The organism is Geobacillus thermodenitrificans subsp. thermodenitrificans DSM 465, assembly GCF_000496575.1.
Lineage (GTDB): Bacteria > Bacillota > Bacilli > Bacillales > Anoxybacillaceae > Geobacillus > Geobacillus thermodenitrificans.
In genome coordinates this window covers 198785-216090 of record NZ_AYKT01000005.1, presented here as the reverse complement: position 1 = coordinate 216090, position 17306 = coordinate 198785, and the positions used below count along the sequence as shown (strand labels likewise).

The 17306-nt window shown below is 50.7% G+C and carries 11 protein-coding genes; 7 read left to right on the top strand and 4 right to left on the bottom strand.

What is annotated here, in order from left to right:
- Positions 1–23 precede the first annotated feature (23 nt).
- Together nagZ and DSM465_RS0106295 are read left to right on the top strand one after the other, a co-directional pair.
- On the top strand, positions 24–2117 hold the full coding sequence (gene nagZ, locus DSM465_RS0106300; RefSeq protein ID WP_029760922.1) for a beta-N-acetylhexosaminidase: 2094 nt from the start codon (positions 24–26) through the stop codon (positions 2115–2117).
- 15 nt (positions 2118–2132) lie between these two features.
- Entirely contained in the window at positions 2133–3386 is a 1254-nt protein-coding gene (locus DSM465_RS0106295; RefSeq protein ID WP_029760921.1) for an exo-beta-N-acetylmuramidase NamZ family protein, read from the top strand.
- A 162-nt stretch (positions 3387–3548) separates the two neighbouring features.
- Here DSM465_RS0106295 and DSM465_RS0106290 read toward each other — a convergent pair whose 3' ends face one another.
- Entirely contained in the window at positions 3549–4457 is a 909-nt protein-coding gene (locus DSM465_RS0106290) for a LysR family transcriptional regulator (RefSeq protein WP_008879431.1), read from the bottom strand.
- Between the two features lie 122 nt (positions 4458–4579).
- Here DSM465_RS0106290 and gltB point away from each other — a divergent pair, with 122 nt between their 5' ends.
- From gltB to DSM465_RS0106270, 4 genes are all read left to right on the top strand, one after another.
- Positions 4580–9139, top strand: a complete 4560-nt coding sequence (gltB, locus tag DSM465_RS0106285; RefSeq protein ID WP_008879430.1) for a glutamate synthase large subunit — start codon at positions 4580–4582, stop codon at positions 9137–9139.
- A gap of 143 nt (positions 9140–9282) precedes the next feature.
- Positions 9283–10764, top strand: a complete 1482-nt coding sequence (locus tag DSM465_RS0106280) for a glutamate synthase subunit beta (protein WP_029760920.1) — start codon at positions 9283–9285, stop codon at positions 10762–10764.
- 115 nt (positions 10765–10879) lie between these two features.
- Positions 10880–11473 carry a phosphatase PAP2 family protein gene (locus DSM465_RS0106275; protein ID WP_035498255.1) on the top strand — a complete coding sequence of 198 codons (594 nt, stop codon included), beginning with the start codon at positions 10880–10882 and terminating at the stop codon, positions 11471–11473.
- Positions 11474–11691: 218 nt separating this feature from the next.
- Positions 11692–13785: a GDYXXLXY domain-containing protein gene (locus tag DSM465_RS0106270; RefSeq protein ID WP_029760919.1), complete on the top strand. Its 2094-nt coding sequence runs from the start codon at positions 11692–11694 to the stop codon at positions 13783–13785.
- 38 nt (positions 13786–13823) lie between these two features.
- On the opposite strand, the gene DSM465_RS0106265 is transcribed toward DSM465_RS0106270, so the two are convergent.
- The 3 genes from DSM465_RS0106265 to DSM465_RS0106255 all read right to left on the bottom strand — a co-directional run bounded on the left by DSM465_RS0106265 (position 13824) and on the right by DSM465_RS0106255 (position 16472).
- The gene (locus DSM465_RS0106265; RefSeq protein WP_011887255.1) at positions 13824–14399 is read right to left on the bottom strand and encodes a L,D-transpeptidase family protein; all 576 of its coding nucleotides are present in this window, start codon (positions 14397–14399) and stop codon (positions 13824–13826) included.
- A gap of 475 nt (positions 14400–14874) precedes the next feature.
- Positions 14875–15747, bottom strand: coding sequence for a fructosamine kinase family protein (locus DSM465_RS0106260; RefSeq protein ID WP_011887256.1), 873 nt, complete (start codon positions 15745–15747; stop codon positions 14875–14877).
- Positions 15744–16472, bottom strand: a complete 729-nt coding sequence (locus DSM465_RS0106255) for an NAD-dependent deacylase (RefSeq protein WP_029760918.1) — start codon at positions 16470–16472, stop codon at positions 15744–15746. The genes DSM465_RS0106260 and DSM465_RS0106255 overlap by 4 nt, the downstream gene beginning before the upstream one ends.
- A 150-nt stretch (positions 16473–16622) precedes the next feature.
- Here DSM465_RS0106255 and DSM465_RS0106250 point away from each other — a divergent pair, with 150 nt between their 5' ends.
- Entirely contained in the window at positions 16623–17174 is a 552-nt protein-coding gene (locus DSM465_RS0106250) for a DJ-1/PfpI family protein (protein ID WP_008879423.1), read from the top strand.
- The last annotated feature ends 132 nt before the right edge of the window (positions 17175–17306 follow it).

The following is a 17306-nucleotide window of genomic DNA, read 5'->3' as shown; positions in this document are numbered from 1 at the left end:
AAACCATATAAGGGGGAACGGGGATGTCATTTTATTGGAAAACAGCTGTTTTCATGACTGTGATCACCTTTTTCATTTCGTGGGCCTCGCCACAGGTTGGAGCCAAAGAGAAAGTGGGAGTCGATTTGATTATCTACCAGAATATCCCTGAGGTTGACGTAACCATCGACGGGAATACTGTCGCATTGCGGGCATTGAAAGTTTATCCAAAAGGAAATTTTTCTGAAGTGACAACAGGGGTTCAATGGAAATCATCCAATCGACAAGTCGCTTCTGTCAGCCGCAACGGTACCGTAGTTTTCAGCGGGAAAAGTGGAAAAACGTTCATCACCGTTACCGATGGCGTTCGCAAAGATCGAATCGGATTTACTGTAAAACCCGTTTCTGCAGCAAAAAAAGGGGGAAAATCAGACATCAAAGTGTCTGTTTCTAAGGAAAAAGGAAGCCGTTATGACGTGATTTCGCGAGCGGTTAAAGGGTTGACACTAGAAGAAAAAATCGGCCAGATGCTAATGCCGGATTTCCGATATTTTAACGGAGCACCTGTCACGGCGATGCGTCCGGAAATCAAAGAGCTCATACAAAAATATCATATTGGCGGCATTATTTTATTCCGAGAAAACGTTGTAACGACCGAGCAGACAGCACGGCTTGTGATGGATTATCAACAAGCAGCGGAAAAGTTCGGTTTGCTGATCTCCATCGATCAGGAAGGCGGCATTGTGACGAGGTTGCAGTCAGGGACGAATATGCCAGGGAATATGGCGCTCGGAGCTACGCGTTCGGAGTCGCTCGCTTACAAAGTAGGACATGCGATTGGCGAAGAGTTATACGCGTTAGGCATAAATATGAATTTAGCACCTGTTTTGGACGTAAACAACAATCCGGATAATCCGGTTATCGGGGTTCGTTCATTCGGTGAAAATCCAGAATTGGTCGCCCAACTAGGGACAGCATATATGAAAGGGCTGCAAGATAGCGGTGTTGCCGCTACCGCCAAGCATTTTCCAGGTCATGGGGATACTGCGGTCGACTCTCATCTCGGACTTCCCGAGGTGCCACACGACCGAAGCCGTCTTGAAACGGTGGAATGGTATCCGTTTCAAAAGGCAATGGAAGCTGGGATTGACGCGGTGATGACCGCCCATGTCACATTCCCGAAAATCGATGATACGAAAGTCATTTCCCAAAAAGACGGGACAGAAATTTCGCTTCCTGCCACATTGTCACATAAAGTGCTTACGGAATTAATGCGTCAAGAAATGGGATTTCAAGGCGTGATTATTACGGATGCTATGAACATGAAAGCCATCAGCGATCATTTCGGACCGGTCGATGCAGCAGTTAGAGCGGTGCAAGCGGGTGCGGATATTGTGCTGATGCCGATCGGATTGGAAGAAGTTGCTACCGGTTTGAAGAAGGCGGTGGAAAACGGTGAGATCTCACAAGAGAGGATCGATCAATCCGTGAAACGGATTTTGACGTTGAAAGTGAAACGGGGTATTTTTAAGCAAGAGACGCCGCCGAATGAACAGGAAGTGATCGATCGCGCGTTGCGTGTTGTCGGTTCAGAGGAGCATAAACAAATCGAGCGCGAAGCGGCAGCCAAATCGATCACATTGGTGAAAAATGAACAAGTATTGCCGCTATCGCCAAGCAAAATCGATCATCTCGTCGTTGTCGGCAATACGATGATTGAATCATTGGCTGAAGCGGTGCGGGCATATGTGTCCAATGTGACTGTGATTCAAGGTGCAGCTCCGTTAAACGAGGAGCAGTTACAAAGCGTAAAAAAAGCCGATGCCGTTATTGTCGGCACTTATACGTCAAACGCCTCAGAGCGGCTGCCGTCCAATCCACAAATGAAAATGGTGCGACAAATGATTGATAATACGGATGCTCCTGTTATTGCTATCGGGATTCGCAACCCGTATGATATGATGTCCTACCCGGACGTTGAGGCATATTTGGCCCAGTATAGTTTTCAACCGGCAAGTTTTCAGGCGGTGGTAGATGTGATTTTTGGAATCAACATGCCAACCGGCCGGCTTCCGGTAACGATTCCACGTTATGATGGCGGTATATTGTACGAATATGGTCATGGCCTTAGTTACTAAAACGGGAGGAACGTTATGAAAAAGAAATGGTGGATGATGTTTTCTTTGATCTTGCTAAGTTTATTTATGTTTACCGATGCCTTGGCCAAAGCCCCGAAGAAAAAAGAGCATCCACAGCTAGAGTTGGGCATTGAGGTATTACTCAAAGAGCAGAAGAAGTTAATAAAAGGGAAACGGATCGGCCTCATTACGAACCCAACGGGAGTTGATCGGGATCTAAATAGCTCAGTAGACCTTCTTTACAATGATCGTGATGTTGAACTCGTCGCTTTATATGGACCGGAACATGGAGTGCGCGGCAGCGCCCAGGCTGGCGAATACGTTCCTTTTTACATTGATGAAAAGACTGGCCTTCCCGTATATAGTTTGTACGGGCCAACGAAAAAACCGACACCAGAAATGTTAAAGGGAGTAGATATCCTTCTTTTTGATATTCAAGATGTCGGCGCTCGGTTTTACACGTATATTTATACGATGGCGTATGCAATGGAAGCAGCAAAGGAAAACAACATCCCATTTATTGTGCTAGATCGCCCGAATCCGTTGGGCGGCGTGAAAGTCGAAGGACCTGTTCTAGAAACGGACTATTCCTCTTTTGTTGGAATGTATCCCATCCCGTTGCGACATGGAATGACTGTCGGTGAATTGGCGTTGCTTATTAATAAAGAGTTCGGTATTGATGCGGATGTCACCGTCGTGAAAATGAAAGGTTGGAAACGTTCAATGTATTATGATGATACGGGATGGCAATGGGTGTTACCATCTCCGAACATGCCAACATTGGATACTGCCTTGGTATACCCCGGAACGGCACTGTTTGAAGGAACAAATGTATCGGAAGGCCGCGGGACAACAAAGCCATTTGAACTGATTGGCGCTCCGTTTATCGATGGGTTGCAGTTAGCTGAAAAATTAAACGCTCTTCGCCTTCCGGGCGTACGTTTCCGTCCAGCAAGTTTTCAGCCAACGTTCTCGAAATATAGCGGAACACTCGTACATGGTGTACAAATTCATGTCACCGATCGCCAAGTGTTCCGACCGGTCGAAACAGGAGTAGCAATGGTAAAGACGATTCATGATTTGTATCCAGATCAATTTGCTTTTCGCGCTGAAGATAGTCAAGGAATCTCTTATTTTGATCAACTGATCGGAAATGGATGGGTTCGAAAGGCGATTGAAGAGGGAATGACGATGGAACAAATGAAAAAGCGTTGGGAAAAGGATGTGGAAGCCTTTCACAAGAAACGTGAGCGATATCTCCTTTATTAAGTAGCATTTTATTGTGAAAAGGAGTATATATCGCTGCCGTTGAAGCCAGCGCAGGGCGAACCATGAAGAAGAAATGATGCGTGCTTGTGAAGCGATGGCCAAAATCGCGAGATAAGGAGGAAGGGGAAGAATCGTCTCCCCTTCTTTTTTCTTTCATGCTTTCTACCCAAGCTGATACCGCTCCAGCTCGGAGAAAAAGTCTTTTACAAACTGGTAGAATACTTTCACCGACGGGGCAAGCTCATGATGGTCGGAAATGATGATGCCGACGTTTCGTTTCACTTGCGGCATTTCCAGCGGTACTTTGGCGGCATAACGGAGAAGGCTTTCCGATAAGGCGCTCTCTGGCAGGAGAGTGACGCCGATGCCGGCGGAGACGAGTCCTTTAATGGCGTCGAGGTCCTCGCCTTCCGATGAGACATTTGGGACAAACCCCGCTTGGTGACAGGCCTCAATTAAAATTTGATGCAAAATATATCCTTTTGGAAATGTCACAAACGGATCGTTACGGAGTTCGTTTAACACGATCCGGTCGCGACGGGCGAGCGGATGGCTGTTTGGCAAAAGGACGAAAAACGGCTCGGAAAATAAAATTTCCCCTTTAATACCGATTTCGCGCGCTGGAATCGGCCCGAGAAATGCCAAATCAATTTCTCGCTTTTTCACCGCCTCAATCAAATAACGGTATGCTCCTTGGCGAAGATGGAACGAGACATTTGGGTGCTCCGCTTTAAAGGCGGAAATGACCATCGGCATCATCTGGCTGGCGAGACTGGTCGGGAAGCCGATTTTAATTGTTCCGCGTTCCGGATCCAAATACTCCTCAATTTGTTGCTTGGCATCGTCGATCGCTTTCAGCACCGCTTCCGCATGAGGCAAAAAATGGCGGCCAATGGGGGTGAGTTTGACATTCCGTCCTTCCCGTTCAAAGAGTTGGACGCCGAGTTCGGTTTCAAGGTTGGCGATTTGCCGGCTGATCGCCGATTGGGCGACATGAAGGGCATCGGCCGCTTCGGATACGTGCTCGCGCTTGGCAACTTCGACGAAGTATAGCAGTTGTCTTAATTCCATTTTCTCCCTCCCTTTTTTATCGAAAAATGAGATTGATTTCATCTAAATTATATATTGTTTATATAAATTTTGAAAACTACAATAAATATTACAGACAATTCGGAACGGGAGGGGAAGGCAGCATGAAGCACTACGGATTGCCAGAAGCACAAGGATTGTATCGACCGGAATTTGAACATGATGCATGCGGGATCGGGTTTTATGCTCATTTAAAAGGAAAACCGTCACATGACATTATTGAAAAAGCGCTCCATATGCTTCGCCGGCTCGAACACCGGGGCGGTCAAGGCAGCGATCCGGAAACTGGCGACGGCGCGGGCATTATGATGCAAATTCCGCACGAGTACTTTCAAATCGTGTGCGGCGAAATGAACTTACCGGAAAAAGGTCGCTACGGGGTCGGGATGCTCTTTTTGCCGGAAAATGAAGAAAAACGAGCGTACTATGAAGCAAAATTCAATGAAATTATTGCTCAGGAAGGGCAGCAGTTGCTCGGCTGGCGAACGGTGCCGGTTGACAACAGCAAGCTTGGTAAACTGGCGCAGCAAAGCAAACCGTTCATTCGCCAAGTGTTTGTCGCTGCTAGCGATGACATTTCCGATGAGTTGGCGTTTGAACGAAAATTGTATGTCATTCGCAAGCAATTTGAAAAGTGCGTCGAAAACAATGAGTGCTACGTAGCGAGTTTCTCAAGCCGGACGATCGTTTATAAAGGGCTTTTGACTCCGGAACAAATCGACGCATTTTACTTGGATTTGCAAGATGAACGGTTCCGCTCGGCGTTTGCGCTTGTGCACTCGCGTTTTAGCACGAACACGTTTCCGAGCTGGGAGCGGGCTCATCCCAACCGCTATTTGATCCATAACGGTGAGATTAATACGCTTCGCGGCAACGTCAACTGGATGGCAGCGCGTGAAAAGCAGTTTGTTTCAGAAGCGTTCGGTGCCGATTTGGAAAAAGTGACACCGATTTTGGATACAAACGGAAGTGACTCGTCGATTTTGGACAATGCGTTTGAATTTTTTGTCTTGGCAGGCCGCGATCCAGCTCATGTGGCAATGATGCTCATTCCGGAACCGTGGTTTTGGGATGAACAAATGGATGACATGAAAAAGGCGTTTTACGAGTATCATAGCTGTTTGATGGAGCCATGGGACGGCCCGACGGCGATTTCATTCACTGACGGCAAGCGGATCGGCGCCATTTTGGACCGGAACGGATTGCGCCCGGCGCGCTACTATGTGACGAAAGACGACTACATTATTTTCTCATCCGAAGTCGGCGTCATCGAGGTTGACCCGAACAACGTTTTGTATAAAGAGCGGCTGAGCCCTGGAAAAATGTTGCTTGTTGATCTGGAACAAGGCCGGATCATTTCTGATCAGGAAATTAAGGAAGAAATGGCGAGCCAACAACCGTATCGTCAATGGATTGATGAGCACATGGTGACGCTTGATGATTTCAACGTTCCGGAAACGGTTGAAGCGCCGAAATCGCTCATTAAGCTGCAAAAAGCATTCGGCTACACGTTTGAAGATGTAGAAAAAATGATTTTACCGATGGCGAGGGAGGGCAAAGACCCGACAGGTGCGATGGGGATGGACGCGCCACTGGCGGTGCTGTCGGAGCGGCCGCAAAGCTTGTTTAACTACTTCAAGCAACTGTTTGCTCAAGTAACGAACCCGCCGATTGACGCGATTCGCGAGTATGTCGTTACCTCGACAATGACGCTGCTTGGCAAAGAGGGGAACATTTTGCATCCGGATGCTAAAGCGGCGCGCCGCATTCGCCTTGAGACGCCGTTGTTGACGAATGAGCAATTAGCCGCGTTAAAAGCGAATCCGTATCCAGAATTTTCGTGTGCCGTGTTGCCAACGCTGTTTACGGATGACTTGAAACAAGCGCTTGACGAGTTGTTTGCCAAGGCGGATGAAGCGGTTGAAAACGGGGCGACGCTTCTTGTTCTCTCGGATCGCGGCGTTGATGAAATGCATGTGGCAATTCCGGTGTTGCTTGCGGTGAGCGGGCTTCATCAGCACCTGATTCGAAAAGGGACGCGGACGAACGTCAGCCTGCTTGTCGAAAGCGGCGAAGCGCGCGAAGTGCACCATTTTGCGGCGCTCATCGGTTACGGTGCTGACGCCATCAACCCGTATTTGGCGCTTGAGACGATCCGCCAGGCGTCAGAAAACGGCACGATCGCCCTGTCGTATCGTGAAGCGGTAAAAACATATATGAAAGCGGCAGTCGACGGTGTCGTCAAGGTGATGTCGAAAATGGGAATTTCGACCGTGCAAAGCTACCGTGGCGCACAAATTTTTGAAGCGGTTGGTATTGGCACGGATGTCATCGATCAATATTTCACTGGTACGGCGTCGCAAATTAGCGGCATCGGGCTTGACGAAATCGCCAAGGAAGCAAAATTGCGCCATGAAGCGGCATTTGGCGCCCGGCACGAAGACAACGTGCTTGAGGCTGGCAGCGAGCTGCAATGGCGACGCAACGGCGAGCACCATGCGTTCAATCCGCAGACGATTCACTTGCTGCAATGGGCATGCCGGAAAAATGATTACAATCTCTATAAACAATATTCGAAACTAGCCAATGAAGAACAGCTGACATTCTTGCGCAACTTGTTCGACTTCGATCTGAACCGGAAACCGGTGCCGATTGACGAGGTCGAGCCGGTCGAGTCGATCGTCCGCCGCTTCAAAACAGGGGCGATGTCGTTTGGCTCGATCAGCCAAGAAGCGCACGAGGCGCTCGCCATCGCCATGAACCGGATCGGTGGAAAAAGCAACAGTGGTGAGGGGGGCGAAGACCCGGCCCGCTATGTGAAAGACGAAAACGGTGACTGGCGCCGCAGCGCGATTAAACAGGTCGCTTCCGGGCGTTTTGGCGTGAAAAGCCATTACTTAGTCAACGCTGACGAATTGCAAATTAAAATGGCTCAAGGAGCAAAGCCGGGTGAAGGCGGCCAGCTTCCGGCCAATAAAGTGTACCCGTGGGTCGGCAAAGTGCGCGGCTCGACGCCGGGAGTGGAGCTCATTTCTCCGCCGCCGCATCATGACATTTACTCGATCGAAGATTTGGCTCAGCTCATTTATGACTTGAAAAACGCAAACAAACACGCGCGCATTAGTGTCAAGCTTGTCGCCAAAGCAGGCGTCGGCACGATCGCCGCTGGCGTAGCGAAAGGGAATGCTGATGTTATCGTCATCAGCGGTTATGACGGCGGCACGGGCGCTTCCCCGAAAACGAGCATTAAACATGCCGGCTTGCCGTGGGAGCTTGGCTTGGCGGAAACGCATCAAACGTTGATGCTTAACGGCTTGCGTGATCGTGTCATCTTGGAAACTGATGGAAAACTCATGACGGGACGCGATGTCGTGATGGCTGCGCTGTTTGGCGCCGAAGAGTTCGGATTTGCGACGGCACCGCTCGTTGTTTTAGGCTGTGTCATGATGCGTGTCTGCCATTTAGATACATGTCCGGTCGGTGTAGCGACACAAAATCCGGAGCTGCGCAAAAAGTTTATGGGTGATCCGGACCATGTTGTCAACTTCATGTACTTTGTCGCCCAGGAAGTGCGTGAAATTATGGCTGAACTTGGCTTCCGTACGATCGACGAAATGGTTGGCCGCGTCGATGTCCTGAAAGTGAGCGAGCGGGCGAAAGCGCATTGGAAAGCGAAACATCTCGATTTGTCTCGCCTTCTGTACCAAGTGGACGGTCCGCGCACTTGTGGTAAGGGGCAAAACCATCGTTTGGAAACGACGCTTGACTATAAAGAAATTTTGCCAGCAGTACAGCCAGCACTCGAGCGACAAGAGCCGGTTGAACTCAAGCTCGCGATCCACAACGTCCACCGCACGGTCGGGGCGATGACGGGGGGCGAAATCTCGAAGCGCTACGGTGAAGAAGGGTTGCCGGAAGATACGATCCGCCTCCATTTCACGGGATCAGCCGGACAAAGCTTTGCGGCGTTTGCGCCGAAAGGAATGACGCTCGAGCTTGTCGGTGACGCAAATGACTACGTCGGCAAAGGGCTCTCCGGCGGAAAAGTGATCGTCCGTCCGCCGCATGAGGCGTCGTTTGCGGCGGCAGATAACGTCATTATCGGTAACGTCGCCTTCTACGGTGCAACAGGTGGCGAGGCGTATATTCGCGGCCGCGCCGGCGAGCGGTTTGCGGTGCGCAACAGTGGCGTCCATGCTGTTGTCGAAGGCGTCGGTGACCATGGTTGTGAATATATGACCGGCGGCCGTGTTGTTATCCTCGGCTCGGTCGGCAAAAACTTCGCTGCCGGTATGTCAGGGGGGATCGCCTACGTCCTCGCTGATGAAGACAGCTGGCAACAAACAGCCAACCGAGAGCTCGTGGCGTTTGAACGGCTCGAAGACGAGCAAGAAATTTTGGAAGTGAGCCGGATGATCGAAAACCATTACCGCTATACAGGAAGCCCGCGGGCGGCGTTGGTACTTGACGAGTGGAACGCCTATGTGAAGCGGTTTGTCAAAGTGATCCCGCGCAACTACAAACTGATGATTGAAACAATTCAAATGCTTGAACGGTCTGGGCTTTCGTATGAAGAAGCGGCCATGGCGGCGTTTGAAACGGTGGCGAAACAGAAAAAAGCGGCTGCCGCCAGCCCCCATGTATTGCAAGTGGCCGCAAAATAAGGCCATCCTTTTGGGCGGCAGCAGCCATGGCGCCGCCTTGGCCCCGCGGCCCGCGCGGGGCTCGCTTTTTGACTGGCCAAACAGGCGGGGAAGGTCGCATGAGAGAAGAAAGGCCGTATACGGAGAGAAGGAGGGGAACCATCGTGGGAAAAACAACAGGGTTTATGGAATACGCTCGTGAGGAAGAGAAAAAGCGCGATCCGCTTTCCCGTCTTGAAGATTGGAAAGAGTATGCACAACCGTTTTCCGAGGATGTACTAGCGCGCCAAGGCGCTCGCTGTATGGATTGCGGTACGCCGTTTTGTCATATGGGGTTGGAGCTCAACGGCCTCACCTCCGGGTGCCCAGTGCACAACTTAATTCCGGAATGGAACGATTTAGTATACCGCGGCCGTTGGAAAGAAGCGCTTGACCGGCTTTTGAAAACGAACAACTTCCCAGAATTTACGGGGCGCGTCTGTCCGGCACCGTGTGAAGGATCGTGTACGGTTGCCATCTCCGATCCGGCGGTCGCTATTAAAGGAATCGAACGAGCCATTATTGATAAAGGGTTTGCAGAAGGATGGGTGAAACCTCGCATCCCAAAAACGCGCACTGGAAAAAAGGTAGCCATTGTCGGCTCCGGTCCGGCCGGTCTCGCCTGTGCCGACCAGCTCAACCAAGCCGGCCACTCGGTGACGGTGTACGAGCGGGCGGATCGTGTCGGCGGCTTGCTGATGTATGGCATTCCGAACATGAAATTGGAAAAAGAAGTGGTCGAGCGGCGGGTGCGCTTGCTTGAAGAGGAAGGTGTTACATTTGTTGTGAACACCGAGGTTGGCAAAGATGTCACCGCCGATGAGTTGCGCGCTGAATATGATGCGGTTGTGCTGTGTGTCGGGGCACAAAAGCAGCGTGACTTGGTCATTGAAGGCCGGGAGCTGGAAGGCGTTCATTTTGCTATGGATTATTTAACCGGTGTGACGAAAAGCTTAATGGATTCGAACTTTGCCGATGGTCAGTTTATCGATGCGAAAGATAAACATGTTATCGTGATTGGCGGTGGTGATACGGGGGCTGACTGTGTAGCGACCGCGCTGCGCCAAGGCTGCAAAAGCGTTGTCCAGTTTGGCAAACATCCGGCCCTGCCAGACAAACGCGCAGACCATAACCCGTGGCCGCAATACCCGCTCGTCTTTACGCTTGACTACGCATATGAAGAAGCGAAAGCGAAGTTCGGTGTGGATCCACGGCAATATTGCATTCAGACGAAAAAAATCGTCGGCGATGAATATGGACGGGTAAAAGAACTGCATACAATTCAAATGGAAAAAATCATCGACGAAAACGGCAAAGCCATCTTTAAAGAAATTCCGGGGACAGAACAAGTATGGCCGTGTGATCTTGTTTTCATCGCTATCGGTTTCGAAGGTCCGGAACAGCCGGTGTTGAAGCAGTTTGGCGTGGAAACGGCCAACAATAAGGTAAAAGCCCCGTACGGAAAATATACGACAAACATCGAAGGGGTGTTTGCGGCCGGCGATGCTCGCCGCGGCCAAAGCTTGATCGTTTGGGCGATTCACGAAGGCCGGGGGGCGGCTCGTGAAGTTGATCGCTTTTTGATGGGAGAGACGAAATTGCCGTGACCATAGCTTCCTCCTTAAAAAGTACTGCTTTTTAAGGAGGATTTTTTGTTTTTCCGGAAAAATATTTATAGGAAAAACAAACAAGGAGTGAACCGAAGTGAATCGGCGATTATGGATGATATCGGCTGCCGGTGCGGTCCTTTTTTCGCTTGTTTGGATCAGCATGGAGGTCGGGTTGACAAAAGCAATGGACGAAGGTGGGCTGCGGGTGTTTGACCCATGGCACTGGCTCGATTCTTTTACTTTTTTTGGAAGTAAAGGGGCAATTGGTATAATTAGTGTGATGCTCGTCATCGGTTTATGGTTTTTCCGCCGTGATGTGTATGGGATGGTGCTAGTTCTCGTCGCTGTTGGCGGAGGGTATGGCATCAATGAGTGGGTCAAGCACGTTGCCGGACGGGAGCGTCCGCCGCATGCTGGAATTGAAGGGTTCAGTTTTCCGAGCGGACACGCAATGGTCGGGACGATTTATTTGCTGCTTTTGGCGTATTTTTTGGCGCAAACGCGTACAAAGCGCGAAGAACGGGCAGCCATTTACGGTGTTTTTGCGCTGCTGGCACTCTTGACTGGTTTGAGCCGATTGAGCTTGCAAGCGCATTATCCGTCCGATGTGCTCGGCGGGTTTTTGCTTGGAGGAGCTTATCTTGCTTTTTGTCTCGCTTGTTACCGGACATTGGCAAGACGGATTGAGCAGAAACGGAAGAGCTAGAATGCTCGCTCCAATATGAAGATGGTTCTAAAAAATGATCTTCAATTATGTAAGATTTATACGGCAAAGGAATCGGTGATTCACCAATGTTTTTTCTTCCGGCAAGACTTTAGAAGGATAGTGTCCCGTGACGAAGAACGAATGGACGTCCCGGTGGTCTTTTGGACAGTTTTTCAAGCATATGTTAGTAGCAAAACGCCACAAGGAGAGAGAGGAATATGTCAGTTCGCGTTGTGAAAGCAGGGTATGCGTTGGCGCTGTTGTGCTTCATTGCCAGCATAGTTTATTTTTTTGCTGCCAACTGGCCTGAGATGGGACGTGAGGAGAAAGCCGGAATCAGCATCGCCGTCATGGCTGGATTTTATGTCGTTAGTGCAGTGTTAATGAGATTTCATCATTTTTTAGGGCGTTGGATGTTGATTGGCGGGGCGCTGTCGTTTGGCATTGCCTTGGCATTGCTTGGGCAAATCTATAATTCCCACGCTGATAGTTATTGGTTGTTTCTCATTTGGCTTGTGCCGACCGCCTTGCTGGCGCGGCTGACCAAAGACCAAGCGCTTTCAGTTCTCGCTGTGGTGTTGCTACAACTCGCCTGCTGGTTTTATTATTTCCCTTCTGCTTACCATATCGAGTGGACGGAATGGTCATCGTTTGGCTGGCTATTGTTGTTTGCTGCTGTCAACGGAGCCCTCTTTGGCGTGAGCCGTTCGCTGTGGGCAGCCCGTCTCGCCTATGCGGCCATGCATGGCTGGCTGCTGATGATCGGTATCACTGGTTTTTCGTACGGACGCGATGTCTGGTGGCCATACGTATATGCAGCGCTGTTAGCCGGATTGCTGTATTACTTTCTTGCGATCTCAAAACAGCGGTCGTACACGTTACTGACAAGTTTGTTTGCCGGCTTGTTTTTGCTGATTCAATACATTCGTCTGCTCGTGGATCATTTTGAAACATGGCTGCTTCTCATTGGGCTTGCAGTGGCAGCGGCTGTTCTGTATGGCGGAATCGTGCTTCTGCAGCGGGCGGGACTGTTTTCGTCGGGGACGCGGGCTGGAAAATGGTTTTTGACGGCGTTTCAGGCTGTGATTACGCTTGCGGCTTCGGCGTTGGCGACGGCAAGTTTGCTCGGCTTGTATCTCCTTTGGACGGAATCATGGTCGCCGTATGTGCTCTTTTTCGTCTCGATCTTCGGATTTGTTCTTCCTGCCTCGCTTGGCCGACGGTGGAATTCTGTTGTTCGCTATACGTTGCTTGCAGTCGGTTACGGGCTTGGATTGGCGATGGCGCCGGAAGTGTCGACGGTCGTGTTGTTTCTTTATGCTGCTGTATTGGCGTTCGGACTGATCCGTTCCTTCGAGCACGGGGTGCGCCGGTTGACGACGGTGGCGTTGACGCTCTATTTGTTTGTGGCACTTGAATTGACCATTGAAGATGGGCGGCTTGTGCTGCTAGCGCTTGCCGTGTTGAACGGCGGTTTGTACGCATACGACCGGTGGAGAGGGAAGATAGCTCTCACCCCGCTCGTGTTGGCACTAGGCGCGCTCGGGATCGCGACAAGCGTTGACATGTTTACCGCCGATGGACTATATATTGTTTCTAATATCGCCATGGTTGCTGTGCTCGGCTTTTTCTTGTTTCAACAGCGACGCCAGGAGCGAGCTGTTGCTTGGGGGTATACAGCACTTTATCTTGTGTTGAAATATTATGAACTGGCATGGAACTTGCTTCATAAATCGATCAGTTTACTAGCTGCTGGGATCGTGCTGCTTGTGTGGGCGGTCTGGTTGGAAAAGCGAAATCAGCTCGTGTTATCCGAAGGAGCGCGTTGGCGTCGGCGCGTTTCACTTTTCGTAGCGATTGTTGTCGCCGCCCAATTTGTTTTTGTAGGGGTTACGATATGGCAAAAGGAACGCTTGTTGCGGTATGGTGATGTGGTAAAGTTGGAACTTGAGCCGGTGGATCCGCGTTCGGTGCTGCAAGGGGATTATATTCAGTTGCGTTATGACATTTCCACGATCCGGTCATTGGCCGGAAGTGGTAAGGTGCAAGTTTTGTTGCGAAAAGGGCCGGATGGGGTGCACCGCTTTGCCGGCGTGTATGCTGTCAATGGTGAAAAACGGCCCGGATTTACGCGACAACAAGGGGACATTGTGATCAGCGGCACCTTCTATGATACCCGAGTCGTATACGGAATTGAGTCGTATTTCGTGCCGGAAAAAACAGGAGTGCGATGGCAGGAAAACGCCCGTTTCGCTTATGTGCGCGTCAGCAAAAACGGCGATGCGTTGCTTGAGGAGATCAGCACAAAATGAGCCCACTGTCTCCCGTGAGCTCATTTGGCGAATCCGATTCATAATTTTTTCTGTTCGCTAATGAGAATGATGGGCTTCTTTTTGGCGTCAAGCCGCTTGATGACGGATAAGAGATCTTTTTCAGCCATGGCGATGCAGCCGAGCGTATAACTGGAAGGGCGTGGCCAAATGTGCAGAAAGATGGCGCTTCCTTTTCCTTTCACGATCGGGCTGTCGTTGTAACGAACGACGACGGCATATTTGTAAAGTGGGTGAGTGAGGCGTTCAAACGATTTCCAGCGCCGATGCGGGTTGCCGCGGTAATAAATCCAGCGGTTGTAGTCTTTGGATGTCGGATCGTCCACCCAATAATCGTAAGCGGTTGTTTGCCGGTAGGGGATTTTCAGCCCCGCCGGCTTTTTGGCGGTGCCGAACGCTGTACCTAATGGGTAAACGCCAGCGGGCGTCTTTCCATCTCCCTCTTTTTGTTTGCCAATGCCGTTTTTACCGACAACAACGCGGATGTTCGCGAGCACTTTCCGCCATGTTCCGTTTTGTTTTTCGTAAAGGTATAATGTCCCGCTTCGTGCCTTGGCATGACTGGTAACTACAACTAACACCTGCCCGTTTGGCAACTTGTTCAGCCGATTGAGAATCTTTTTTCTACTGATAGCGCCGAAGCGTCTGCTCGCCCGGCTGATAGGGCAAGCACGAAGCTACAAAGCAGCCAAAACCAGCGCCGCATAGTCATCCCCCTTTGTTGATAACTATCGCTCTATGAAATGTTGTACGGTCATCATCTCAACTGGTTAGACATCGGAACTGACGAAACATGGAAACGTTGGTTAGTGCTAGATTTATAGTAATAAATCAACTGGTTGGTTTTCAATCCATTTCTGTTTTTTAGCATCATACTTCCGTGAGAGTATTTTCCATAATTGATTGAAAAAAGAGGAAAGCGTCGTTAGTTTATGACAAGTTCGTGTACCGAAGTCGCAAGATACCGAAACGATCAAAGTGGAAACATGCGCATGATGCGGTCAAAAAATGGCGTTGATCGGAAAGGCAGGACATTGTACGTGGTATGTCAACATCGAGGAACGGGGGAATTTACTCCCCCGCATAGCGTTCGAGCACGCGGTCGACCGCCGTGCCATACGCCTCACCAAACAAATTCAAGTGCACGAGTAAATAAAACAGCTGGTAAAGCGGCTTTCGTTCATGGTACTCCGAAGAGAGCGGCATAAGCTCTTGATAGCTCGCATAAAACTGGGGCGGAAAGCCGCCAAACAGCTCAGTGAACGCGATTTCCAACTCGTAATGGCCATAAAAAACGGACGGATCGATCAAATACGGGACGCCGCCCGGACCCGGAAGCCAGTTGCCGCCCCATAAGTCACCGTGCAACAACGATGGAAAGCAATCGTTTGGAATCCACTGGTCAAGTCGCTCGAGCAAACGTTCAAAACGTGTTTGCCGCTTAGCGGACAGAAGGCCGTTCGCTGCCGCCCGTTTCATTTGCGGGACGAGGCGGACATCGCGGTAATAGTCGAGCCAACGGCCGTACCATCCGTTTCGTTGCGGCAGCATCCCGATATAGGTATTGCGGTCAAGCCCGAACGCCGGTCCGCGGCAATGATGAAGGCGGGCGAGGCCGCGCCCAAGCTGTTCAGCCGTCTGCGCTGTTTCTGTTCCTTCCACCCACTCGAGGACAAGCCAGCCGTATCCGTCCGCCTCCCCAGTGCCGAAGACGCCTGGGACACGGATCGCATTCGCCTGCTTGATCAGCTCCAATCCTGCCTGTTCGGCGGCGAAAAAGCCAGCTGGCGGGAAGCGTTGCATTTTGATGAAATACGTTTGTTTGTCGCTTTGAACGCGGTAGGCGTCATTGATGTCGCCGCCTGATACTCGGCGCCAATGACGGATTCGCGAATCGTCGCCGATTGAGCGAAGCGCCTCTTGCAAAATCGTTTCCCGGTTCATGGTGCTCCCTCCGTCAGCTGTTGGTCAATTTCTTTGAGCACTTCGCCAATTTTCCGTTGATGAATGACGGCATCAGCCAGATGATCAAGTTCCGTCGGTTCCCAGTTGATGATGACCAATTTGGCTCCATTTTGTTTGGCGACAAACGGCAGCTGATTCGCCGGCGATACTTGCAAGGATGAGCCGAGCACAAGGAATAAGTCCGCTTGGCGGGCCTCCTCCCACGCTTGGGTGATGGCTCTCTCTGGCAGAGGTTCGCCAAACAACACGACCGATGGGCGTAAAACACCGCCGCATTCGCACGTCAATACGCCGTGTAAATAAACATGGCTCGGCTGTTTCTGCCCGCACTGCTGGCAATGGACGGTGCGCAGCGAGCCATGCAGTTCGATGACGCATTGACTGCCGGCTTGTTGGTGAAAACCATCGACGTTTTGGGTCACGATCGTCCGTACGATTCCGCGTTGCTCCCAATCAGCCAACAGGCGATGCCCGTTATGTGGCTGACACTGTTGCAAGGTGCGGATGCGATATTGGTAAAACTCAACAAATGACTCGTGGCGGTGGTGTAAGGCATCGACGGTGGCCAATTCGCTCGGATTGAAGCGCGCCCACAGCCCCGTGCGCGGCGAGCGGAAATCAGGCAGCCCGCTTTCGGTTGACATGCCGGCGCCAGTAAGCACAACCGTCTTTCGCGAGTTGGTAAGCCAGGAGGCAATGGTCACTGTTTTTCCTCCTTTACCTTTTTCTCTCCCCATTTTACAGTTCAATGGGTCATTCATATATGTTCGACAATCATTTTGCTTTCCCTGTCCGTCTATTTCGATTATGATAGAAGAAGGGGAAAGAAAAAAATGGGCAAGGAGGAAAGAAATATGGGAAAACGTGTATTGATCATTACCGGTGACGCTGTTGAGGCGCTTGAAGTGTATTACCCGTATTATCGTTTGTTGGAAGAAGGGCATGAGGCAACGATTGCCGCACCGAAGAAAAAGAAACTGCACACCGTTGTCCATGATTTTACCGACTGGGATACGTATGTGGAAAAACAAGGATACTTGATTGATGCTCATGCGTCGTTCGCCGAGATCGATCCGACGCAATACGATGCGTTAATTATTCCGGGTGGACGCGCGCCGGAATACATTCGTCTTGATGAAAACGTACAGCGCATCGTTCGCCATTTCTTTGAGGCAAATAAGCCGATTGCCGCGATTTGTCATGCTTCGCTTATTTTTGAAACGATGCCTGATGTGCTGAAAGGACGGAGCTTGACAGCATATATCGCCTGCAAACCGGGGGTCGAAGCGCTCGGAGCGACATATGTGTCCGACCAAACCGTGCATGTCGACGGCAACCTCGTTTCCGCCCATGCTTGGCCGGATTTGCCGGCGTTTATGCGCGAGTTTCTCCGTTTGCTTCAATAGTGGAAAAACAGCGGTCTCCCTTCAAAACAGGGAGGCCGCTTTTTCTCATGTGAAAAAGTTGATGCTGTACGGTTTGCGACCGACCTCGGTTTCTTTGATTGCAAAGGGAGATGACAGCGCGTGTTGGCCCGC